The organism is Rhodopseudomonas sp. BAL398 (genome assembly GCF_033001325.1).
GTDB lineage: Bacteria > Pseudomonadota > Alphaproteobacteria > Rhizobiales > Xanthobacteraceae > JARJEH01.
Genome location: NZ_CP133111.1, coordinates 5,042,503 through 5,063,615, shown reverse-complemented (window position 1 = coordinate 5,063,615; position 21,113 = coordinate 5,042,503). Strand labels below are relative to the sequence as shown.

Here is a 21,113-nt window from a genome sequence, read left to right as displayed (position 1 = left end):
CGGCGACTCATCCTTCGAGGCCGTCGCCAGAGCAATTCCGGTTCTGATAGATCAGAACCGGAATTGCTCTGGATTCTTGTTTTGACGCGTTTTCTTCACGCGAACCGGTTTCCACTTCGCAAAAAAAGCTCTACGGCGACGGCACCTCAGGGTCTGACGCAAAAAGCGATCAATCGAAGCAAGACTCGAAGCCGTCATTGCGAGCCGTCATTGCGAGGAGCTCTTGCGACGAAGCAATCCGGTCTGGGCTTGGCGCCCCTGGATTGCTTCGCGTTCGGACGGCGCGATGCGCCGTCCTCGGCTCGCAATGACGAAGCGGAGGTTCTATTCCGGCTCGATCGCCGCCACCGTCAGGCGGACGCCCTCGGCCTTGGCGATCTGGACCCGGGTGCCGGCCGGCAAATCGGGGCCGACGATCCGCCAGATCGTGTCGTCGATCCGCAGCCGGCCTTCGCCGTCGATGATCGGCTTATCAAGCGTGAACTCGCGGCCGAGCAGCGCCTCGCCGCGTTTGTTGAGCCGGTTGGTGCCGGGTTTCGGCCCCGAGGCGCCGCGCCACAGCGGCACCGCCAGCACCGAGACCAGCGCGAACATCAGAATCTGGGCCTCCCACGGCAGCGCGATCACCGACGACAGCAGGCCGACAACCATCGCGGCGAGGCCGAGCCAGAACAGAAAGACGCCGGGCGCCAACAGCTCCAGCACCATCAGCACCAGGCCCAGGATCAGCCAGGTCCAGTGGCCCTGGCTCAATAACGTTTGTATCATTGTCTACTTTCAGCGTTGTGGCGTGGTCGGATTGGGGCCGGTGGTCGGCACCGAGCCGCGGCGCGCCGCGGCCTGCGCCGAGGCGACGCTTTCTCCGAAGGTGGCCTTGGCGATCTCGCCGATCCCGGCCAGCGAACCGAGCACGTTCATCGCCTCGATCGGCAACATGATGATCTTCTGGTTCGGCGAATCGGCGATCTGGCCGAACGCCTTGATGTATTTGTCGGCGATGAAGTAGTTCAGAGCGGCGACGTCGCCCTTGGCGATCGCCTCGGAGACCATCTGGGTGGCGCGGGCCTCGGCCTCGGCGGAGCGCTCGCGGGCCTCGGCGTCGCGGAACGCGGCCTCGCGGCGGCCCTCGGCCTGCAGGATCTGGCCCTGCTTGGCACCTTCGGCGCGCAGGATCTCGGATTGCCGCTGGCCCTCGGCCTGCAGGATGTCGGCGCGCTTGACGCGCTCGGCCTTCATCTGCCGGCCCATCGCCTCGACCAGATCGGCCGGCGGCACAATGTCCTTGATCTCGATGCGGTTGACCTTGAGGCCCCAGGGCGACACCGCGGCATCGACCACGCGCAGCAGCCGTTCATTGATCTCGTCGCGATGCGACAGCACCTGATCGAGGTCCATCGCGCCCATCACCGAGCGGATATTGGTCATGGTCAGTACCACGATCGCCTGGGTCAGGTCGGAGACCTCGTAGCTGGCTTTCGCCGCGTCGAACACCTGATAGAACGCGACGCCGTCGACCGTGACGGTGGCGTTGTCCTTGGTGATCACCTCCTGCTCGGGAATGTTGATCACCTGCTCCATCATATTCACCTTGCGGCCGACCCGATCGAAATAGGGGATGATCAGATTGAGCCCGGGCGACAGCGAGCGGGTGAACCGGCCGAAGCGTTCGACCGTCCAATCATAGCCCTGCGGGACGGTCTTGACCCCGGCGAACAGCGTGAGAATGACGAGGACGACGAGCGTAATGGTGAAGATATCGAAGCCGGTCAACGAATACATCGGGCTCTCCTCGCGGCGGTCCCCTTCGCATCAGGCCAGCCCCGCTGCAGCCATGGCAATGCGATCGCCGGAACGGCGTCACCGGCTCTAGGTCGTTGTGACAGGATGTAAGGTTCGAGCGTTAACAAAACGAGTGGCACGGCACCGCAGATGCAAGGTTAACGATCGCTTCCGGCTGCGCCCCAAGCCGATCGAACCCAGCCAAGCCGGCTCGCTCTGCGTAGAAATACGAGGCATCGCAACGCCAGCCAGCGACGCAAAGCCGCGTCACAGCCAGCCTTTGAGCTCGCGCAGCACCAGCTGGCGGATCACGCTGATGCCCTCGTCGCTGTCGTTGAGGCAGGGCACGGCGGAGAATTCCTTGCCGCCATTATGCAGGAAGATTTCGGCATTCTCCTGGGCGATTTCTTCCAGCGTCTCCAGGCAATCGGCGGAAAAGCCCGGCATCACCACGGCGATGTTGCGCACGCCGTCCTTGGCGAGCTTCTCGATGGTCTTGTCGGTATAGGGCTGAAGCCACTGGTCGAAGCCGAACCGCGACTGGAAGGTCAGCATCAGCTTCTTGCTATCGAGCCCCATCCGCGCCCGCAGCGCATCCACGGTGGCGATGCATTGCGACTGGTAGGGGTCGCCCTTCTCGATATAGGCCTGCGGCATGCCGTGAAACGATGCCACGATGATCTCCGGCTCGAACGGCAGCGTCGCCAGATGCGACCTGATCGAGGTCGCCAGCGCGTCGATGTAGTCGGCGTCGCGATAATAGGGCGGCGTCACCCGCAGCGTCGGCTGCGCCCGCATCTCGCCCAGCACCCGGAACACCTGATCGCACACCGTCGCCGAGGTCGCGGCGGAATATTGCGGATAGAGCGGCACCACCAACAGCCGGTTGCAGCCCTGCGCCATCAGCGCCTCGATCCGGGATTTGATCGACGGATTGCCGTAGCGCATCGCCCAGTCGACCGTGATGTGGTCGTGGCCGGCGATCGCCGCGCCGAGCTTTTCGGATTGCGCCCGGGTGATGGTCTTCAGCGGCGATTCGTTCTTCTCGGTGTTCCAGATTTTCAGATAGTCCTTGGCCTTGCGCGCCGGCCGGGTGTTCAGGATGATGCCGTTGAGCGCCAGCTTCCAGAACAGGCCTTGATTTTCGATCACCCGCGAGTCGGACAGGAACTCGCGCAAATAGATCCGCACGCCCTTGGTGTCGGCACTGTCGGGGGTGCCGAGATTGACCAGCAGCACGCCGACGCGCTCCAGCGCCGGATCGACGGCGACCGCTGGGCTGACCATTGGGACTATGACTGTCATGATGCTTTTGGCTTCGCGCGTTGGCCTAATCTTGTCAAGATAAGGAGGTCGCAGAGCTGTCGCAAATTGTCGCGTGGTGAAGCCATAACTTAATGCATCCACTGGAGATTTGTTGGGCCCGCCACAGCCGGCGGAACTGCCCAATCGGCAAGCATCTCGATCACAGGCAAGTCACGCGCTCGGCCGCGATGTAACCTAGTAACAATCCGACCCCGAGCAGCAGCACCAGGCCAGCGGCGCCGAATTCGAGGCCGCGCATCACCAGCGCGCCGCCGCCTTCGCGGCCGGCCGCCAGCCGCCGCGCCAGCCCCTTGGCCGAGACCGCGATCACCGCGATGGTCGACACCGTGATCGCGGTGCCGAGCCCCATCACGAAGGTCGCGGCGATGCCGGCCCAGAACAGGCCCTGCGCCAGCGCGAACACCAGCACCAGGATCGCGCCGGAGCACGGCCGAATTCCGACCGTGAGCACCGCGCCGAGGCCGCGGCGCCAACCGCCCGGGCCGGCCAATTGCTGCGGTTCCGGACCGTGCGAATGGCCGCAATGCGCGTCATGCGGGCCGTCATGGGCGTGGTGATCATGGGCATGGTGATCGTGGGCATGGTGATCATGGGCGTGGTGATCATGGGCGTGAGCTGCGTGGGCGTGGTGCGCGTGATCATGCTCGTGCTCGTGATGCGCGTGGTGGTGGCCGGGATCATGCGCCGCTCCCGCATGCGCGAACGCCAGTTGCGGTGGCCGGCTCTTTTGCAGTGCCCGGATGAAGCCACCGCCCTTGACCCAGACCAGCCTGACACCGAACGCGGCGATCAGCGCGTAGCTGGCGATCTCGATCCCCCGCTCGGTGCCGCACATGGTCTTGGCGGTGGCGTTGAGCAGCCAGGCGCAGACCGTGACGATCACAACTGCGACCAGCGCCTGCAGCAACGCCGAGACGAACGACAGCACGATGCCGCGCCGCGCGGTCTGTTCATTGGCGACCAGATAGGACGAGATCACCGCCTTGCCGTGGCCCGGACCGGCGGCGTGAAAGATCCCATAGGCGAATGAAATCCCCAGCAGCGTCCACACCGCGCTGCCGTCGGATTTCGCCGCCCGAATGGTCTGCGACATCTGGCGGTAGAACGCCGATTGCTGCGCCAGCAGCCAGCCGATGACGCCGCCGGCCGGCGGCTGCGCCGGCGGTCGCGGCCCGCCGAACGGATTCTGCGCCAGTGCCGAACTCATGGCGCCGTCGCATAACGTCACCGCGACCACCGCGACGGCGGCGATCAGCAGGCACTGCAGGACGGAGACGCGGGCGGGGCTGCTCGATACGTTCATGGACAATGCACCGTGATCTTGTTGGCGAACATCGCCCCATAATTGGAGTTGTTGCCGCTCAGGAAGTTCTGTTCGCTCATCTGCTGGGTTTGTGCGGTGCCGTCATTCGGCCGTTCGAAGTTCATCTGGCAGCCGGCCGGAGCCCCGACCAGCTTGACCGGGTTGGTTTTGGCGAAGCTGAAGTCGATGAAATAGGTCGGATCGAACACCTCGACGGTCAGGTCCGTGCTCTTCACCGGGGTCTTCAGCGGCAGCACGAAATGCAAGGTCAGCGTGGTGTCCTTGTATTCGAGATAGTACTCGGTCGGCTGCACGAATTTGGCCTTCTTGCCATTGGCCTTGGCGAAGGTGAAGAAGGCGAAATCCTTCAGCGATTCGATATTGGTCAGCGCCAGCGGCGCCAATTCCTCGCGGGTGTAGACGCCCTTGGTCTTGGTCTCGAGCCCCTGCAGCGCATAGGTGGTGAACATGTCGTCGAAGGTCCAGGCGTGGCGGACCCCGGTGAAGCTGCCGTCCGGGCCATAGACCAGCTCGCTGGTGGCGGTGATCCAGACATGCGGATGGGCCTGGGCGGCGCCCACACCGAGCACAAGGAAACCGAGGCACACCAAACTTCTCGTCATTGCGAGGAGCGCAGCGACGAAGCAATCCAGGGCCGAGCGCGAGGCCCCTGGATTGCTTCGCTTCGCTCGCAATGGCGGATTCATGAGCGGCCGGGTCACCTTACGCCGCCTCTGGCGTGTCGAGCAGACCGCGGCGGCGCAGCAGCGCGTCGGGTTCGGGCGGCCGACCCCGGAAGGCGATATAGGCCGCTTCGGGGTCCTTCGAGCCGCCGGAGGCGTAGATGTCGTCGAGCAGCCGCTTGGCCACCTTGGCATCGAAGATGTCGCCGGCCTCCTCGAACGCGCCGAAGGCGTCGGCGTCCATCACCTCGCTCCACATATAGCTGTAATAGCCCGAGGCGTAGTGATCGCCGGAGAAGATGTGGCCGAATTGCGTGGGCCGGTGCCGCAGCGAGATTTCCTCCGGCATGCCGATCTTGTCGAGCTCCTGGCGCTCGAAGTCGCGGACATTGCCGATCGATGCCGCGGGCTGGCTGTGGAATTCGAGATCGATCAGCGCCGAGGAGACGAATTCGACCGTGGCGAAGCCCTGGTTGAATTTGCGCGCGGCGAGGAAGCGCTGCAACAGCTCGTCGGGCAGCGGCTCGCCGGTCTGGTAATGGGTCGCGAATTGCCGCAGCACCTGCGGCTGCTCCTGCCAATGCTCATAGAGCTGCGACGGCAGCTCGACGAAATCGGTGAAGACGCTGGTGCCGGACAGCGACGGATAGGTCACGTCGCTCATCATGCCGTGCAGGCCATGGCCGAATTCGTGGAACAGCGTGCGGGCGTCGTCGGGCGACAGCAGCGACGGCTCGCCGTTCGATCCCTTGGCGAAATTGCAGACATTGATGATCAACGGATGGATCGCGCCGTCGAGCTTCTGCTGGTCGCGCAGCGAGGTCATCCAGGCGCCGGAGCGCTTCGAGGGCCGGGCATAGTAGTCGCCGTAGAACAGGCCCTTATGGGCGCCCGCGGCGTCCTTGACTTCCCAGACCCGGACGTCGGGATGCCACACCGGCACGTCCTTGCGTTCGCTGAAGCTGACGCCGAACAGCCTTGTCGCGGTGTCGAACGCGGCCTTGATCATGTTGTCGAGCGCCAGATATGGCTTGATCGCGGCGTCGTCGAAATTGGCGCGGCGCTGCCGCAGCTTTTCGGCGTAGTAGCGCCAGTCCCACGGCGCCAGCTTGAAATTGCCGCCCTCCTCGGAGACCAATTCCTGCAGCGCGTCGCGGTCCTTCAGCGCCTGGGCGCGGGCCGGCTTCCAGACCCGCTCTAAGAGGCCGCGCACCGCCTGCGGGGTCTTGGCCATCGAATCCTCCAGCCGATAGGCGGCGAAGGTTTCAAAGCCGAGCAGTTTGGCGGTTTCCTCGCGCAACCGCAGGATTTCGAGAATCGCTTCGTTGTTGTCGTTGGCGTTGCCATTGTCGCCACGCGCGGTGAACGCCTTATAGGCCTTCTCGCGCAGGTCGCGGCGGGCCGAGCTTTTCAGGAACGGCTCGACCGAGGAGCGCGACAGCGTCACCACCACCTTGCCCGGCAGCCCGCGCTCGTCGGCGGCGGCCTTGGCGGCGGCGACAAAACTGTCAGACAGGCCGTCGCGATCGCTCTCGCCGATTTCCATGAACCAGTCCTGCTCGTCGCCGAGCAGATGATGGCTGAAGGCGGTGCCGAGCTGCGCCAGCTGCTCGTTGATCTCGGCCATCCGCTGCTTGGCCGCCTCGTCGAGCCCGGCGCCGGAGCGATGGAAGCGGGTATAGGTGCGCTCCAGCAGGCGCAGCTGTTCCGAACTCAGCCCGAGCCCGGCGCGGTTGCCGTAGAGCGCGGCGATCCGCCCGAACAGCGCCGCGTTCATCATGATGGGATTCCAGTGCCGCGCCATCCGCTGCGACACTTCCTTATCGATCTCCAGCAGCGCGGGATTGGAATCCGCCGAGACCAGATCGTAAAACACCGCGGCGACCCGGTTCAGCAGCTTGCCGGAGCGCTCCAGCGCGGTGATGGTATTGGCGAAATCCGGCGTCGCCGGATCGTTGGCGATCGCCGCGATCTCGGCTGTGTGATCGGCAAAGGCCTGGTCGAAGGCCGGCAGGAAGTGCGCGGGCGCGATCTGCGCGAAAGGCGGGGTCTCGAACGGCGTGCTCCAGGCCATCAGCAGCGGGTTGTCGGCGTTTTGTGACGTGGCAATCGGTCCGGAGCTATCTGGCATCAACACAATCCTGCTTTCGGCGAATTCGGAGTGCGACGCTATAGCACGCCATCGGGCTTTTTTGGGTCCGTGGCGCGGGCCCATTCCTTTGTTATTTGCCCAAATGAGGCCGCCAAACCGCTTCCGCTTTGCGGCGCGCCGCGCTAGCCCTTGCCGCGGCGGCCTTTTTCGGAGAGATTGCGGCCCGCAACAGGATCCAGACTGATGACCAAAGCCCCCTCCTCGACCGCGCCCCGCCGGATTGTCTGGCAGAGCGCCATCACGGTGATCAGCGCCGCGATCCTGATCGGCGCCGAAGTGTTCGGCGCGGCGTTCGCGGGCGGCTGGGCGCTGGCGATCCTGTTCGGCCTTGGCAGCGAGGCTGCTCACATCCTGCAGGGAATCCTGTTCGTGCTCGGTGTCATCGTCATGGTGGCGTTCGTCCGCCACGCCCAGCAGATCGAGCCGTTCACCAAGCGCGCGTAAGCGCCCGGCAATCGTGGCCCGATTGTGTGTCGCCGCGGTGAAATCTTCACATCTCGTTAGCTAATCTAAACAGATGTTCATGTTCGAGCGTCTTCGCGTTGCTGATCAGCAACGTTGCGCCCGCGCAGCGTGAAAATCTCCCGTTAAGCCAAAAAAAATCTTGCGGAGCCGGGTCAAAGCACCTATCTCCGGTCTTGCCCAATTTCGCACGTGCCTGTGGTCGTGTGTCAGTCGGTAGGTATCCGGACAAGAGGCCGGACAGCCGCCAAGGGACGAAGAAGCCGAGGGTCTCCCGCAAGATCGCAGGGGGCCAGCATCTCTCTCCAGAGATGCCGTTGAAGGTGACTTCGATCCTTGCAACCGTGACTGGCAGCCGGAGGCGAACCGGCGCACCTCGTTCTCAACGGGGGACGCGACTTAAAGCAACGACGGATCGGGCTTTTTTGGTCTCTGCCGGCTTTCCAACAGCCGGCGCGAATACCGAAGAGGCTTGACCTTCATTGCCAGGTGTGCGGACGGGATCACTCCCAACCAATCCACGGCAGCACAGTTTGTCTGAGCATTTGGCTCGTCGCGCCTCCATCGCGTGACGCTTGTCGAAGCGCTCGGATCAGACGTCGTATTTAAGCGGTACCCCGTCGCTGGGCCGTTTGGAGAGTGCTATGACCGAACGTATTCAAGAATTCCTCCGTGCCCGCCGCAACGAAGGTCAGGACGTCGAGCCGTGCCTCGTCGTCGATCTCGAAGTCGTGCGCGACAACTTCCAGACCTTCGCCACCGCGTTGCCGGACAGCCGCGTGTTCTACGCGGTGAAGGCCAACCCGGCGCCGGAAGTGCTGAAATTGCTGGCCTCGCTGGGCTCGTGCTTCGACTGCGCCTCGGTGCAGGAGATCCAGATGGCGCTCGACGCCGGCGCGACGCCTGACCGCATTTCCTTCGGCAACACCATCAAGAAGGAACGCGATATTGCGCGCGCCCACGCGCTCGGCATCAACCTGTTCTCGGTTGATTGCAGCGCCGAAGTCGAGAAGATCGGCCGCGCCGCCCCCGGCGCGCGCGTGTTCTGCCGCATCCTGTACGATTGCGCCGGCGCCGAGTGGCCGCTGTCGCGCAAGTTCGGCTGCGATCCGGAGATGGCGGTCGACGTGCTCGACCTCGCCAAGCGTGTTGGCCTGGAGCCCTATGGCATCTCGTTCCATGTCGGCTCGCAGCAGCGCAAGGTGAAGGCGTGGGACCGTGCTTTGGCGATGGCCTCGTCGGTGTTCCGCGATTGTGCGGAGCGCGGCATCAATCTGTCGATGGTGAACATGGGCGGCGGTTTTCCGACCAAGTACCTGAAGGAAGTGCCGGCGGTTGTGCAGTACGGCCGTTCGATCTTCCGGGCGCTGCGCAAGCATTTCGGCAACGCGATTCCGGAGACCATCATCGAGCCGGGCCGCGGCATGGTCGGCAATGCCGGCATCATCGAGACCGAAGTCGTTCTGATCTCCAAGAAGAGCGACGAGGACGAGGTGCGCTGGGTCTATCTCGACATCGGCAAGTTCGGCGGTCTGGCCGAGACGATGGACGAGTCGATCCGCTACGCGATCAAATCGCGCCATGACGGCGCCGAGATGACGCCCTGCGTGCTCGCCGGCCCGACCTGCGATTCGGCCGACGTGATGTATGAGAAGTTGCCGTATCCGCTGCCGGTGACGCTCGAGATCGGCGACAAGCTGCTGATCGAAGGCACCGGCGCCTATACGTCGACCTATTCGGCGGTGGCGTTCAACGGCTTCCCGCCGTTGCGGACCTACCACATCTGAGACCCCGCCCTCGAGCTCGACCCGAGGGCGACCGTCTCGGATCACCAGAATAACCAGGAGCCGGTGCGCCGGCTCCTATCCCGTCACATGCCAATTTGCTGACAACACGCACGGCTGTCGCCGCTTGCGTGGGGACTGACGTGCCATGACCAAGTTGCAGATGACTGCATTGCGGACCACCCAGACCGCCCTCACCGACGCCGCCCCGTTCGCGATCCGTGCGGAACGAGCGTCGGACGTCGCCGCGCGCGAAGCGCTGCTGGATGCCTGCTTTGGCGCGAACCGCCATGCGCGCACCTGCCAGCGCCTGCGCGACGGACGCGCGCCCGCCGAAGGCCTCGCCCTCTCGGTCGTGCGCCAGGGCCGGCTCGTTGGCACCGTGCGGTTGTGGCACGTCAGCGCCGGCGGCGTCGCCGCGCTGGTGCTGGGGCCGCTGGCGGTCGATGCCGAATGCCGCGCGCTCGGCATCGGCGCCGCGCTGATGAACCACGCGCTGCGCGAGGCGCAGGCGCGCGGCCACGGCGCCGTGATTCTGCTCGGCGACGCGCCCTATTACGCCCGCTTCGGCTTCTCGGCCGCGAAAATGGCCGATCTGGCGCTGCCGGGCCCGTTCGAGCGCGACCGGCTGCTCGGGATCGAATTGCGCGCAGGCGCGCTCGACGGCGCCGCCGGCCTGATCGTGCCGACCGGAGCCGCCGCTGCCGTCAAGGCGCCGCGTGCGACGCGGCGCCAACGGCGCGCGGCCTGAGGATCAATGCGATGAAAACCATCAACCTCACCGCGGGTGAAACCGTGGGCGCGCGTCGCCCATTCAGGCTGCGATCGATGGTCAAGCTGCCGTCGATCTCGACCGTGCTGCTGATCATCCTGGCGATCAATATCGTGGTTGACGTGATGATGCGCCGCCACGCGCCCCGGCTGCCGGTCGCGGAGCGCGGTCACGTGCGCGTGGCCGGAACCGACCCGAACAGCTGACGCGCGCGGCCGCCGGCCGCCGCCATTCGATTCTCCAGCTTGATTTGACGGCGCAGACGCGGCATTGCGGGCTCTGTTTTTCAATCGAGGTTCCGCAATGTCCCGCCGCCTGATTTCCACCGGATCGCCGTTCGAGAAGACCGCCGGCTACAGCCGCGCCGTGGTCGATGGCGATTTCGCCTTCGTGTCCGGCACCACCGGCTATGATTACACCACCATGACGCTGCCCGCCGATGTCACGACGCAGACACGCAACTGCTTCAAAACCATCGCGTCGGTGCTGACCGAAGCCGGTTTCGACCTCGCCGACGTGGTGCGCGCCACCTATTACATCACCGATCCCAAGGACGCCGACGCGGTGTTCGCGGTCTGTGGCGAACACCTCGCCGAGATTCGCCCCGCCGCGACGATCCTCGCCGTCGCCGGCCTCTACAAGCCGGAGATGAAGATCGAGATCGAAGTCACCGCCAAGCGCCGTTCGGCCTGAGCGCGCTCCCTCTTCCTCACCACACCCGGATGGCGCCCTGGCGCCGTCGACCTGGAGATTTCGCCGATGACCACCAACAAGATCCACGCCAAGATTTCCGGCCCGATTGTGATGATCGGCTTCGGCTCGATCGGCAAAGGCACGCTGCCCTTGATCGAGCGGCATTTCGACTATGACAAGTCGCGCTTCGTCATCATCGATCCGCACGAGGACGGCGAATTGGCGAAGAAGCACAATGTCCGCTTCATCAAATCGGCGGTGACCCGGGAGAATTATCGCGAATTGCTGATCCCGCTGCTGACCGAAGGCGGCGGCCAGGGCTTTTGCGTCAATTTGTCGGTCGACACCTCCTCGGTCGACATCATGACAATGTGCCAGGAGATCGGCGCGCTCTACATCGACACCGTGGTCGAGCCGTGGCTGGGCTTCTATTTCGACAAGAGCGCCGGCCCGGAGAAGCGCTCGAACTACGCGCTGCGCGAGACCCTGCTGGCGGCCAAGAGCATCGCCGCCGGCCGCACCACCGCGGTCTCCACCTGCGGCGCCAATCCCGGCATGGTGTCGTGGTTCGTCAAACAGGCGCTGCTGAACATCGCCGCCGAGACCAACACGCCGTTCAACGAGCCGAAAAGCCGCGAAGGCTGGGGCCAGCTCGCCCACAAGCTCGGCGTCAAGGGCATCCACATCGCCGAGCGCGACACCCAGCGCTCCAAGAAGCCGAAGCCGATGGACGTGTTCGTCAACACCTGGTCGGTCGAGGGCTTCGTCTCCGAGGGCCTGCAGCCGGCCGAACTCGGCTGGGGCACCCACGAGAAATGGATGCCGGACAATGGCCGCACCCATACCGAGGGCTGTGGTGCCGCGATCTATCTGCTGCAGCCCGGCGCCAATACGCGGGTACGCTCGTGGTGCCCGACGCCCGGCGCGCAATATGGCTTCCTGGTCACGCACAATGAATCGATCTCGATCGCCGATTACTTCACCGTGCGCGACGGCCAGAACGTGATCTACCGGCCGACCTGCCATTATGCCTATCATCCGGCCAATGACGCCGTGCTCTCCTTGCACGAAATGTTCGGCGCCACCGGCAAGATGCAATCGTCCTGGCACATTCTGGACGAAAACGAGATCGAGGACGGCGTCGACGAATTGGGCGTGCTGATCTACGGCCACGCCAAGAATGCCTATTGGTACGGCTCGCAGCTGTCGATCGAGGAGACCCGTCAAGTCTGCCCGTATCAGAACGCCACCGGCATGCAGGTGTCGTCGGCGGTGCTGGCCGGCATGGTGTGGGCGCTGGAGAATCCGAACGAGGGCATCGTCGAAGCCGATGAAATGGATTTCCGTCGCTGCCTGGAAATCCAGACTCCCTATCTCGGCCCGGTCAAAGGCTATTACACCGACTGGACCCCGCTGACCGACCGCCCCGGCCTGTTCCCTGAAGACATCGACGAGACCGATCCCTGGCAGTTCCGCAACGTGTTGGTGCGCTAAAGACGTCTGTCGAGATAACTCCGGCCCGTGCCCCGGACGCGGCGCAACGCGCCGCACTTGCGGCGTGGTGCGCCGCAGAGCCGGGGCCCCGGTGATCTTGCCGGCAGCAGAAGCGGGGTCCCGGTTCTGCGGAGCAGCACACCCGGGCAGCGCAAAGCGCAGACCCCGGGCGTGCTGCACCGCGCCCGGGACACGATTCCTCTGTTTTCAGTTAGCTACTTTCCGGGTGGCTACTTCGCCCTGATCGGCTCGCCGATCTTCTCGGCGGGAGCGCGCGGCAGGGCCGGTTTGGCGCCGGCGTCGATTGCAGCGGGATCGGGTCGCGCCGGCTGCGGGGCGATCTGGTGCGGACGCGGGCCATGATTGATCGTCTCGTCGGGCGCGACTGGCTTGTCCTTGGCGCCGGGCGTCGACTGCAACGGTTGCGGGGTCGCCTGCGCCATCTGCTGGCTCGGCCCGGTGTCCGACTGACGCCAGAAGGCCGTGCTGGAGATCGTCAGCCCGATCGCAACCAATGCGCCAGCGAGCAGCAGATCGATCCGGAAGGCGCGCGTATTCTGTTTCGGCGTCATGTTGTCCACCCTGAGTTCGCAAGGACAACGGACGCCGCGAAGCAAGGTTCCGATCGCCGCGAACCGGTTCCGGAACTGCTGAACGACAGATGAATCGCCGGCGCGCGACAGCGTCGGCAAGCCCGCCGCTCGTCGGCGAAGGCCAGGCTGGTTCCCTTCGGGTTCCAGGCCAACGCCGACACCGGCGCGCCGTTGCGCCGGGCGCTCAGGCCTCGAAGTAATTCGGCCGGCCGATATCGGCGATTAGGCCAATCCCGGTCGGCGTCCAGCCCAACCGCTGCTGGGTCAAGGCGCTGGACGCCGGCATGTCCAGGCCGGCGAACACCGCCAGCGGCCCGTAATAAGCCTCCGCCTGCTCCTTCTTGATCGAGACGACCGGCACATCGAGCGCACGGCTGACCACGTCGATCACCTGGCGCATCGGCACGCCTTCTTCGCCAACAGCGTGGTAGATCGCGTCAGCCGCGCCGTTTTCCAAAGCAAGCCGGTACAGGCGGGCGACATCCAGCACGTGGGCCGCGGCCCAGCGTTCGGCGCCGTCGTCGACATAGGCGGCAGCACCTTTCTGTCGCGCCAGCTCGACCAGATAGGAGATCAACCCGGCCTTGCCGTCGGCGCCATGCACCTGCGGCAGGCGGATCGCCATCGCCCGCACGCCCCGCGACGCAAAAGCCAAGCCCGCCTGCTCGGATACGCGCGGAACATGTGCGCCGGACTGGCGCCGCATATCCTCGGTGACCACCACGCCTGCCGCCACGAGGCCGGTGCCTGAGGTGACGATAAACGGCTTGTTGGTGCCTGCCAGCACCTCGCCCATGGCTTCGATCGCGGCCTTGTCGATCGCGCCATTCTCTGCATATTTCGAGAAATCATGAATGAAGGCCAGATGGATCACGCCGTCTGAATCCCTCGCGCCGCTCTTCAGGCTGTCGAGGTCCTGCAGCGAGCCGCGATGAACGTCCGCGCCCAGTTTCTCGAGCGTCGCCACATTGGCGTCGGACCGCGCCAGGCCGACCACCTGATGCCCGTTGGCGATCAGTTCCTTGGTCGTTTCACTGCCGATGAAGCCGGCGGCGCCGGTGACGAATACCCGCATGAGACAATCTCCCTGTTCAGATGGCAGGGATATGGTAGGTTGCTCATTCGGGTAAAGTAGTGAGCTTATACGGGTATAATCGCTAACAGCATGACGGCTGCAAACCCGCTCGGGAATTATCTAAAGGATCGCCGCGCCAAGCTCGATCCTGCGGCTTTCGGCTTTCCGCTGCAGCGGCGGCGAACGCCCGGCCTTCGGCGCGAAGAAGTGGCGCAGCGCGCCAATGTGAGCGCCACCTGGTACACCTGGCTGGAGCAGGGCCGTGGCGGCGCGCCTTCCGCCGATGTGCTGGATCGCATCGCCCACGCCATGATGCTGACCAATGCGGAGCGCGAGCATCTGTTTCTGCTCGGTCTCGGCCGGCCGCCCGCGGCCCGCTATCACGCGCCGGAAGGGATCTCGCCCCGCCTGCAACGCGTGCTCGATACGCTCGCATATAGTCCCGCCTTCATTCGCACCGCGACCTGGGATGTGGTCGCCTGGAACAGGGCCGCCGCGGCGGTCCTCACCGACTACAGCACTTTGCCGGACGGGCAGCGCAATGTTCTGCGCCTGATTTTTCGCGACAGCCACGTCCGCGCAGCGCAGACCAATTGGCAAAGCGTCGCGCGCTATGTGGTGGCGTCGTTCCGTGCCGATGTGGCGCGCGCCGGGGCGACGGGCAATGTGCAATCGCTGGTCGACGAGCTCTGCGCCACAAGCCCCGAATTCGCCGCGATGTGGCGTGACAACGATGTGCAAGGCCAGCATGGCGACGGCACGAAAACCCTGCACCATCCCATCGCCGGACCGCTTTCGTTGGAATTCTCGGCATTCGCCGTCGATGGCCGGCCCGACCTCAATCTGGTGATCTACAATCCCGCAACGCCCGCTGATGCGGACAAGATCCGCGCGCTGCTGAAATAGGCGCAGACAACACCGCCCGAACTGACCCGACGCATCCAAGGCGGCGTCGCCGCGGACCTCACCTCGCCCCGCTTGCGGGAGAGGTGAAGACAAGCGCAGCTACTACAGCGTCAGCAAGCCCGCCGCGCCGTCCTCGTCGGCGAAGGCCAGAATCGTGCCCTTGGCGTTCCAGGCCAGCGCGGACACCGGCGGCGAGCCGTTGCGCCGCACCAGGATTTCGGCGCCGTCGCCGAGGCGCACCATCAGCACGGTGCCGTCGCTATAGCCGGCGGCGAGGATCTCCTGCTTGGGATGGCAGGCCACCATGGTCACCTTGGCCTTCAGCGGCGCCAGCATCGCCGGCTCCTTGCCCATCGGGCCGTCCTTTGAGGCAAACGGCCACATGATCACGCTGTCGGCGCCGGAGGTGGCCAGCGCCTTGCCGCCGATGCCCCAGGACAGCGAACGCACCCGGCCGGGATAGCCGGTCATCCGCATGTGCCGGGCATCGGCCAGCCGCCAGCCATGCAGCGCCGGTTCGTGCATCGCGGTGACCAGAAACTTGTTGTCCGGACTGAACACGACGCCGAGATGCGAGCCGGCCCATTCCAGCGATTCGGCATTGGCGGCCATATTGGGAAACCACAGGGTCACGCCGTTATAATGCGCGATCGCCAGCCGCATGCCCTTCGGCGCGAACGCCAATCCACCGACCGTCGAGGGCACTTCGAAGAATTTGTCCTCGCCTTTCGGCGGGCGGACGAAGGCGATTTTGCCGGCCGACCACGCCACCGCGCCGTCCGGATGCAGCGCGACATTGTCGATCCAGCGCCGCTTGGCATCGGTGGCGATGACGTTGACGGCGCCGTTGGCGTCGAGCGACGCCACCTTGCCGTCATCGCCGCCGCTGACGATCGATTTGCCGTCGCTGGCCGAACACAGGATGGCGCCGCCATGCAGCGGCACCGTCGCGGTCTCGCCGGAGGCATCGACCAATGTGGCGGTTTCCTCGGCGCCGAAGAACACGGCCTTGTCGCCGAGAAAATGCACGGCGATGACCGGCGCGCCGATCGCGATCGGGCGTACACGGTCGGTCACCGAGGCAATCGAAGGGGCCTGTTCCGGCAGGTCGAACTCTTTCATCACGCGGCGATGGTCTGGGCGAAGCCGTCGCGGATCGCCTGTTCGGGCAGTTCGCGGCCGATAAAGACGAGGCGGCTTTCGCGCTTCTCGCCGTCCTTCCAGGCGCGCTGGTGGTCGCCCTCCAGCATCATGTGGACGCCCTGGAACACGTAGCGGTCGTCGTCGTCGGTGAAGGCCAGAATGCCCTTGGAGCGCAGGATCTTGCCGCCCTCGGCGGCGATCAGCTGCTGCAGCCACGGCATGAATTTGTTGGGATCGACCGGCTGCTCGCTATGCAGCGACAGCGATTGCATGTCCTCGTCGTGGTAATGCTTCAGGCCGTGATCATGATGGTGATCATGGCCGTGATCGTGACCGTGGTGGTCGTGATCATGATCGTCGCCGGCGTCGAGAAATTCCGGCTCGATCTCCAGAATCCGGTCGAGGTCGAAGGCGCCGCGCTCCAGCACGTCGGCGAGCGCGACCTGGCAGCGCTCGGTGCGGTGCAATTTGGCGTAAGGGTTGATGGCGCGGATCCGGGCCTCGACCTCATTGAGCTCGGCTGCCGACACCAGGTCGGTCTTGTTGAGCACGATGACGTCGGCGAAGGCGATCTGGTTCTTGGCTTCGGGGGCATCCTTGAGCCGCTCGCTCAGCCATTTGGCATCCGCCACCGTCACCACCGCGTCGAGCCGCGAGCTCGCCATCACGTCCTCGTCGACGAAGAAGGTCTGCGCCACCGGGGCCGGATCGGCGAGCCCGGTGGTCTCGACGATGATGGCGTCGAACTTGCCCTTGCGCTTCATCAGCCCGCCGAGAATCCGCACCAGATCGCCGCGCACCGTGCAGCAGATGCAGCCATTGTTCATCTCAAACACCTCTTCATCGGCGCCGATGATGAGGTCGTTGTCGATGCCGATCTCGCCGAATTCATTGACGATCACGGCGTATTTCTTGCCGTGATTCTCCGACAGGATGCGGTTCAGCAGCGTGGTCTTGCCGGCGCCGAGATAGCCGGTCAGCACGGTGACGGGGATTTTGGTCGCGGTGGTCTCAGACGCGGTGGTTTCGGGCATTGTCTCTCCGGGGCGGATCGTCGCGCGCCGCCGGCAGGGAGGCTCCTGCCCTAACTCGTGAGCGCGCTGGTCAGCGTCTTTATATTGTGCCGGACCATATCAATGTAAGTGGGGGCTGGGCCCTTTTCGTCGGTCAGGCTGTCGGAATACAGCGTGCCGCCGATCTTGGCGCCGGTCTCGGCGGCAATCCGGAACATCAGCCGCGGGTCGCTCACGCTCTCCAGGAACACCGCCGGGATCTTCTCGGCCCGGATCTGGGTGATGATCGACGCAATGTCGCCGGCGCTGACCTCCGAATCGGTGGAGACGCCCTGCGGGGCGATGAAGGCGATGCCATAGGCGGCGGCGAAATAGCCGAAGGCGTCATGGGTCGAGATCACCTTGCGGTGCCCGGCCGGAATCAGCGCCACCTGCGCCCTGACGTCGCGGTCGAGCGCGTCGAGCTTGGTCAGATAGGCATCTGCATTGGCGCGGTAAATCGCCGCCCCCGCCGGATCGCGCGCGACCAGCGCGTCGCGGATGTTGTCGACATAGATCTTCGCATTGACGACCGACTGCCAGGCATGGGGGTCGGCATCGGTGCCGAGTTCGCGCGGCGCGATGCCCTTGGTGGCGGTGATCATGACGGCCTTGCCGCCGGAGGACTGCACCAGCCGCGGCAACCAGCCCTCTAGGCCGAGGCCGTTGACGACCAGCAATTGCGCGTCGGCGACCTTCTTGGCGTCCGCCGGCGCCGGCGTGTAGACGTGGACGTCGCCGCCGGGCCCGACCAGAGTGGTGACGCTGACCCGATCGCCGCCGACATTGCGGACGAAATCGCCGAGGATCGAGAAGCTGGCGACGACGTCGATGCGGCCCTGGACAGGGGCTTGGGCGCGCGCCGGTGCCGCCAGAGTGAGCGCCGCGGCGCCGAGAACGAGAAGCTGACTGAAGCGTCGGAACATGATCATGCCTCGAGATGGCGGCCGGGAAACAGCTTTCGGACCACGCCGCCGGTGGAGCCGAACAGAACCGAGAAGATGTACAGAACCGCCGCGACCAGGATGATCGCCGGTCCGGATGGCACCTTGGTCTGGAATGACAGCACCAGGCCGAGATAGCCGGACAGCATTGCGCTCGCGACCGCGATCAGCATCATGCCGGTGATGTCGCGCGACCAGAACCGGGCGATGCCGGCGGGCAGGATCATCAGCCCCACCGCCAGCAGGGTGCCGAGCGCGTGGAAACCATTGACCAGATTGATCACCACCAGCGCCAGAAACGCCAGATGCGCCGGCGCCCCGGCGCGGCTGACGCTGCGCAGAAACACCGGATCGACGCATTCGATCACCAGCGGCCGATAGATCACCGCCAGCACGATCATGGTGATGGTGGCGTTGAAGGTGATGACCAGCAGGGTCTGATTATCCATCGCCAGGATGTTGCCGAACAGCACGTGGAGCAGATCGATATTGGTGCCCTTCATCGACACGATGGTCACGCCGAGCGCCAGCGACACCAGATAGAAAGCCGCCAGCGAGGCGTCTTCCTTCAATTCGGTGGTGCGCGACACCACGCCGGCGAGGATAGCCACGGTGAATCCAGCGATCAGCCCGCCGAACGTCATGGCGAACAGATTGAGGCCGGACAGCAGGAAGCCGACCGCGGCGCCGGGCAGGATCGCGTGCGCCATCGCGTCGCCGACCAGGCTCATCCGCCGCAGCATCAAAAAGACGCCGATCGGCGCGCCGCCAAGCGCCAGCGCTACCACGCCGGCCAAAGCGCGGCGCATGAATTCGAAATCGGTGAACGGTGCGATCAGCACACTATAAAGCAGCATCGCTCAGGCCGCCCGCGACGCTGCGGCATCGACCGCGCAGGTGTGGGCGTCGTCGTCGAACGCCTCGCACATCCGCCGCGCCGCCAGCAGATTGTCCGCCGTCAGCACTTGCGCGGTCGGGCCCCACGCCACCGAGGTCCGCGCCAGCAGCAAGGTCTCGGGAAAACTGGCGCGCACCAATTCCATGTCGTGCAGCGCCGCCAGCACGGTGCGCTTTTCCTCATGCCAGCGCCGCACCAGGACGATCAGGTCCGCCGTCGTCTTGGCGTCGATAGCGTTGAACGGCTCGTCCAGCACGATGACGCGGGCGTCCTGCAGCAGCACCCGGGCGAACAGCATGCGCTGCATCTGGCCGCCGGACAGCGTGCCGATGGTGCGATTCTCGAAGCCGCTGAGCCCGACCACGGCCAGCGCCTGCGCGATCTTGGGCTGCGCCTGCTTGCCCATGCCGCCGAACATGCCGGTGGCGCGCCACAATCCGGTGCCGACGAAATCGAACACCGAGATCGGAAAGCTGCGGTCGATATCGGCGGTCTGCGGCAGATAGGCGATATCGCGGACATTGAGCCCGCCGAGCGCGATCGAACCGGCCAGCGGCTTGAGAATGCCGACGATGCCGCGAAACAGCGTCGACTTGCCGGCGCCATTGGGACCGATGATCGCCACCAGAGCGCCGGCGGCGATCTCGCCGCTCAGATGGTGCACCGCGGGATGACGGTCATAGCCCAGCGTCACATCGCGAAACGTCAATTGCGCGGTCATTGTCACCTCATCGCCGTCAGCACCAGCGCCCATAGGGCGGCGCTGATCGCCAGCGCCGCGCCCAGCCGCGCCGCCAGCGTCATCCGCAGGATCGACCACGGCGCGCGCTGTGCCGGATGCGGAGTTGCGGCGGGGTGGCTGTGGGGATGGGAATGGGAATGGGAATGGGCCGGCCCGTGATGGGATACGGCACTGTCATAAAGAGGAGATTCGGGCATCCGCGAGCTTTCGTCGGTCGGCAACTGATAGGATAAATGTTACAATATAACATACCGGATGTCGAGCGTCCCGAATGGAACTCAAAACAAGGCAGGCCGGCAAAAATTAAGGCACCATTAAGGCGTGATTCAGACTTCATTAAGTATGAAAAATCGTGCCCTTCCAGCTGTTTAGTTCCCTTCCAGCTGTGGCGGATGGGTGACAGCTTTTTACGCAAAAGCGGTCTACCAATTGCGCATGGACGGAGCCGAGCAACGGCTTATCGCTCTAAAAATTAGGTTTCTGGAGAATACAAATGAAGAAGTTCCTACTCGGTACTGTGGCTCTTGCTGTCCTCGGCGCGACTGTCCCCGCGCTCGCCGCCGATCTCGGCCCCCGCCGCGCCTACACCAAGGCTCCGGAATATGCGCCGGCGCCGATCTATAACTGGACCGGTTTCTACATCGGTGGTCACGTCGGCGGCGCGTTCGTCGGTGATGACAGCATCGCAGCGGGCGTGACCCGCAACAGCGATGGCACGTTCCTCGGCGGTGTGCAGGCCGGCGCCGACTACCAGTTCGCCCCGAACTGGGTGCTCGGTATCGAAGGTCAGTACAGCTGGCTCGACAACAAGACCGACCCGGTTCTGGTTGGCGGTCTGCTGTTCAGCGACAAGCAGAAGGGCATTGCTTCGGTCACCGGTCGTCTGGGTTACACCTGGGGTCCGACCCTGCTCTACGTCAAGGGCGGCTATGCTTACACCGATTACAAGACCTCGCTGACCAACCCGCTCAACGGTGCAAACGTCGCGATTTCGAGCAGCAAGGACGGTTACACCGTCGGTGCCGGCCTCGAATACATGTTCGCCCAGAACTGGTCGGGCAAGCTGGAATATCAGTACTACGATTTCGGCAAGACCGAATTCACCGGCGCGTCGGTCAAGAACGACGAGCACAGCGTCAAGGCCGGCATCAACTACCGCTTCAACTGGGGTGGCCCGGTCGCCGCGGCTCGTTACTGAGCTTTTCCGATCACCTTCATGGTGATCGACTGACGAATAAGGAGGCCGGCGCGGTGCGCCGGCCTTTTTTGTTGGGGCGCCGGATTCGCCACGCACCGCATATGGATCAGTTTA

The 21,113-nt window shown here is 64.7% G+C and carries 22 protein-coding genes; 8 read left to right on the top strand and 14 right to left on the bottom strand.

Annotation, left to right across the window (positions count from 1 at the left end):
• Window positions 1-324: 324 nt before the first annotated feature.
• The 6 genes from RBJ75_RS23805 to RBJ75_RS23780 form a co-directional block, all read right to left on the bottom strand.
• Window positions 325-768, bottom strand: coding sequence for an NfeD family protein (locus RBJ75_RS23805; protein WP_044413694.1), 444 nt, complete (start codon window positions 766-768; stop codon window positions 325-327).
• Between the two features lie 9 nt (window positions 769-777).
• Window positions 778-1,770: an SPFH domain-containing protein gene (locus RBJ75_RS23800; RefSeq protein WP_044413710.1), complete on the bottom strand. Its 993-nt coding sequence runs from the start codon at window positions 1,768-1,770 to the stop codon at window positions 778-780.
• A gap of 276 nt (window positions 1,771-2,046) precedes the next feature.
• Entirely contained in the window at window positions 2,047-3,084 is a 1,038-nt protein-coding gene (gene hemH, locus RBJ75_RS23795; protein WP_044413697.1) for a ferrochelatase, read from the bottom strand.
• Between the two features lie 160 nt (window positions 3,085-3,244).
• Complete coding sequence (locus RBJ75_RS23790; protein WP_044413700.1) at window positions 3,245-4,408, bottom strand: nickel/cobalt transporter; 1,164 nt, start codon at window positions 4,406-4,408, stop codon at window positions 3,245-3,247.
• Window positions 4,405-5,031 (bottom strand): DUF1007 family protein, encoded by a 627-nt coding sequence (locus RBJ75_RS23785; protein ID WP_044413702.1) that lies wholly within the window; start codon window positions 5,029-5,031, stop codon window positions 4,405-4,407. Before RBJ75_RS23785 ends, RBJ75_RS23790 begins: the two co-directional genes overlap by 4 nt.
• Window positions 5,032-5,131: 100 nt before the next feature.
• Entirely contained in the window at window positions 5,132-7,222 is a 2,091-nt protein-coding gene (locus RBJ75_RS23780) for a M3 family metallopeptidase (protein WP_044413705.1), read from the bottom strand.
• Window positions 7,223-7,426: 204 nt separating this feature from the next.
• Between RBJ75_RS23780 and RBJ75_RS23775 the strand changes: the two genes are divergently transcribed.
• From RBJ75_RS23775 to RBJ75_RS23750, 6 genes are all read left to right on the top strand, one after another.
• On the top strand, window positions 7,427-7,687 hold the full coding sequence (locus RBJ75_RS23775; RefSeq protein WP_044413707.1) for a hypothetical protein: 261 nt from the start codon (window positions 7,427-7,429) through the stop codon (window positions 7,685-7,687).
• Window positions 7,688-8,349: 662 nt separating this feature from the next.
• Complete coding sequence (locus RBJ75_RS23770; protein ID WP_276156994.1) at window positions 8,350-9,492, top strand: type III PLP-dependent enzyme; 1,143 nt, start codon at window positions 8,350-8,352, stop codon at window positions 9,490-9,492.
• 160 nt (window positions 9,493-9,652) lie between these two features.
• On the top strand, window positions 9,653-10,240 hold the full coding sequence (locus tag RBJ75_RS23765; protein ID WP_044415897.1) for a GNAT family N-acetyltransferase: 588 nt from the start codon (window positions 9,653-9,655) through the stop codon (window positions 10,238-10,240).
• Window positions 10,241-10,251: 11 nt separating this feature from the next.
• Entirely contained in the window at window positions 10,252-10,467 is a 216-nt protein-coding gene (locus RBJ75_RS23760; protein WP_044415891.1) for a hypothetical protein, read from the top strand.
• Window positions 10,468-10,564: 97 nt separating this feature from the next.
• Window positions 10,565-10,954 (top strand): RidA family protein, encoded by a 390-nt coding sequence (locus RBJ75_RS23755; protein ID WP_044415893.1) that lies wholly within the window; start codon window positions 10,565-10,567, stop codon window positions 10,952-10,954.
• A gap of 66 nt (window positions 10,955-11,020) precedes the next feature.
• Window positions 11,021-12,448 carry a homospermidine synthase gene (locus RBJ75_RS23750; protein WP_276156993.1) on the top strand — a complete coding sequence of 476 codons (1,428 nt, stop codon included), beginning with the start codon at window positions 11,021-11,023 and terminating at the stop codon, window positions 12,446-12,448.
• Window positions 12,449-12,678: 230 nt separating this feature from the next.
• Here RBJ75_RS23750 and RBJ75_RS23745 read toward each other — a convergent pair whose 3' ends face one another.
• Window positions 12,679-13,020 (bottom strand): hypothetical protein, encoded by a 342-nt coding sequence (locus tag RBJ75_RS23745; protein WP_044418652.1) that lies wholly within the window; start codon window positions 13,018-13,020, stop codon window positions 12,679-12,681.
• A 205-nt stretch (window positions 13,021-13,225) separates the two neighbouring features.
• On the bottom strand, window positions 13,226-14,116 hold the full coding sequence (locus RBJ75_RS23740; RefSeq protein WP_044418648.1) for an SDR family oxidoreductase: 891 nt from the start codon (window positions 14,114-14,116) through the stop codon (window positions 13,226-13,228).
• A gap of 90 nt (window positions 14,117-14,206) precedes the next feature.
• Between RBJ75_RS23740 and RBJ75_RS23735 the strand changes: the two genes are divergently transcribed.
• Entirely contained in the window at window positions 14,207-15,022 is an 816-nt protein-coding gene (locus tag RBJ75_RS23735) for a helix-turn-helix transcriptional regulator (protein ID WP_044418646.1), read from the top strand.
• 102 nt (window positions 15,023-15,124) lie between these two features.
• Here the strand turns inward: RBJ75_RS23735 and RBJ75_RS23730 are convergent, their stop codons facing one another.
• The 6 genes from RBJ75_RS23730 to RBJ75_RS23705 are packed head-to-tail and all read right to left on the bottom strand — an operon-like array spanning window position 15,125 to window position 19,998.
• Complete coding sequence (locus RBJ75_RS23730) at window positions 15,125-16,144, bottom strand: WD40 repeat domain-containing protein (protein ID WP_276156992.1); 1,020 nt, start codon at window positions 16,142-16,144, stop codon at window positions 15,125-15,127.
• Window positions 16,144-17,199 carry a CobW family GTP-binding protein gene (locus tag RBJ75_RS23725; protein ID WP_044408033.1) on the bottom strand — a complete coding sequence of 352 codons (1,056 nt, stop codon included), beginning with the start codon at window positions 17,197-17,199 and terminating at the stop codon, window positions 16,144-16,146. Before RBJ75_RS23725 ends, RBJ75_RS23730 begins: the two co-directional genes overlap by 1 nt.
• 50 nt (window positions 17,200-17,249) lie before the next feature.
• On the bottom strand, window positions 17,250-18,143 hold the full coding sequence (locus RBJ75_RS23720; protein WP_044408042.1) for a metal ABC transporter substrate-binding protein: 894 nt from the start codon (window positions 18,141-18,143) through the stop codon (window positions 17,250-17,252).
• 2 nt (window positions 18,144-18,145) lie between these two features.
• On the bottom strand, window positions 18,146-19,018 hold the full coding sequence (locus RBJ75_RS23715; RefSeq protein WP_044408030.1) for a metal ABC transporter permease: 873 nt from the start codon (window positions 19,016-19,018) through the stop codon (window positions 18,146-18,148).
• A 3-nt stretch (window positions 19,019-19,021) separates the two neighbouring features.
• Window positions 19,022-19,780 carry a metal ABC transporter ATP-binding protein gene (locus RBJ75_RS23710; RefSeq protein WP_044408027.1) on the bottom strand — a complete coding sequence of 253 codons (759 nt, stop codon included), beginning with the start codon at window positions 19,778-19,780 and terminating at the stop codon, window positions 19,022-19,024.
• A gap of 2 nt (window positions 19,781-19,782) precedes the next feature.
• Window positions 19,783-19,998, bottom strand: a complete 216-nt coding sequence (locus RBJ75_RS23705; protein WP_080900936.1) for a hypothetical protein — start codon at window positions 19,996-19,998, stop codon at window positions 19,783-19,785.
• A 296-nt stretch (window positions 19,999-20,294) separates the two neighbouring features.
• Between RBJ75_RS23705 and RBJ75_RS23700 the strand changes: the two genes are divergently transcribed.
• Entirely contained in the window at window positions 20,295-20,999 is a 705-nt protein-coding gene (locus tag RBJ75_RS23700) for an outer membrane protein (protein ID WP_044408024.1), read from the top strand.
• Window positions 21,000-21,113 lie beyond the last annotated feature (114 nt).

What these genes read in the sequence shown, in the direction of transcription:
- RBJ75_RS23720 (WP_044408042.1), bottom strand. Translation starts at nt 18,143, where the DNA reads ATGTTCCGACGCTTCAGTCAGCTTCTCGTTCTCGGCGCCGCGGCGCTC.
- RBJ75_RS23710 (WP_044408027.1), bottom strand. Translation starts at nt 19,780, where the DNA reads ATGACCGCGCAATTGACGTTTCGCGATGTGACGCTGGGCTATGACCGT.
- RBJ75_RS23740 (WP_044418648.1), bottom strand. Translation starts at nt 14,116, where the DNA reads ATGCGGGTATTCGTCACCGGCGCCGCCGGCTTCATCGGCAGTGAAACG.
- RBJ75_RS23805 (WP_044413694.1), bottom strand. Translation starts at nt 768, where the DNA reads ATGATACAAACGTTATTGAGCCAGGGCCACTGGACCTGGCTGATCCTG.
- RBJ75_RS23725 (WP_044408033.1), bottom strand. Translation starts at nt 17,199, where the DNA reads ATGCCCGAAACCACCGCGTCTGAGACCACCGCGACCAAAATCCCCGTC.
- RBJ75_RS23705 (WP_080900936.1), bottom strand. Translation starts at nt 19,998, where the DNA reads ATGCCCGAATCTCCTCTTTATGACAGTGCCGTATCCCATCACGGGCCG.
- RBJ75_RS23755 (WP_044415893.1), top strand. Translation starts at nt 10,565, where the DNA reads ATGTCCCGCCGCCTGATTTCCACCGGATCGCCGTTCGAGAAGACCGCC.
- hemH (WP_044413697.1), bottom strand. Translation starts at nt 3,084, where the DNA reads ATGACAGTCATAGTCCCAATGGTCAGCCCAGCGGTCGCCGTCGATCCG.
- RBJ75_RS23770 (WP_276156994.1), top strand. Translation starts at nt 8,350, where the DNA reads ATGACCGAACGTATTCAAGAATTCCTCCGTGCCCGCCGCAACGAAGGT.
- RBJ75_RS23765 (WP_044415897.1), top strand. Translation starts at nt 9,653, where the DNA reads ATGACTGCATTGCGGACCACCCAGACCGCCCTCACCGACGCCGCCCCG.
- RBJ75_RS23700 (WP_044408024.1), top strand. Translation starts at nt 20,295, where the DNA reads ATGAAGAAGTTCCTACTCGGTACTGTGGCTCTTGCTGTCCTCGGCGCG.
- RBJ75_RS23780 (WP_044413705.1), bottom strand. Translation starts at nt 7,222, where the DNA reads ATGCCAGATAGCTCCGGACCGATTGCCACGTCACAAAACGCCGACAAC.
- RBJ75_RS23790 (WP_044413700.1), bottom strand. Translation starts at nt 4,408, where the DNA reads ATGAACGTATCGAGCAGCCCCGCCCGCGTCTCCGTCCTGCAGTGCCTG.
- RBJ75_RS23760 (WP_044415891.1), top strand. Translation starts at nt 10,252, where the DNA reads ATGAAAACCATCAACCTCACCGCGGGTGAAACCGTGGGCGCGCGTCGC.
- RBJ75_RS23750 (WP_276156993.1), top strand. Translation starts at nt 11,021, where the DNA reads ATGACCACCAACAAGATCCACGCCAAGATTTCCGGCCCGATTGTGATG.
- RBJ75_RS23745 (WP_044418652.1), bottom strand. Translation starts at nt 13,020, where the DNA reads ATGACGCCGAAACAGAATACGCGCGCCTTCCGGATCGATCTGCTGCTC.
- RBJ75_RS23730 (WP_276156992.1), bottom strand. Translation starts at nt 16,144, where the DNA reads ATGAAAGAGTTCGACCTGCCGGAACAGGCCCCTTCGATTGCCTCGGTG.
- RBJ75_RS23735 (WP_044418646.1), top strand. Translation starts at nt 14,207, where the DNA reads ATGACGGCTGCAAACCCGCTCGGGAATTATCTAAAGGATCGCCGCGCC.
- RBJ75_RS23775 (WP_044413707.1), top strand. Translation starts at nt 7,427, where the DNA reads ATGACCAAAGCCCCCTCCTCGACCGCGCCCCGCCGGATTGTCTGGCAG.
- RBJ75_RS23785 (WP_044413702.1), bottom strand. Translation starts at nt 5,031, where the DNA reads ATGACGAGAAGTTTGGTGTGCCTCGGTTTCCTTGTGCTCGGTGTGGGC.
- RBJ75_RS23715 (WP_044408030.1), bottom strand. Translation starts at nt 19,018, where the DNA reads ATGCTGCTTTATAGTGTGCTGATCGCACCGTTCACCGATTTCGAATTC.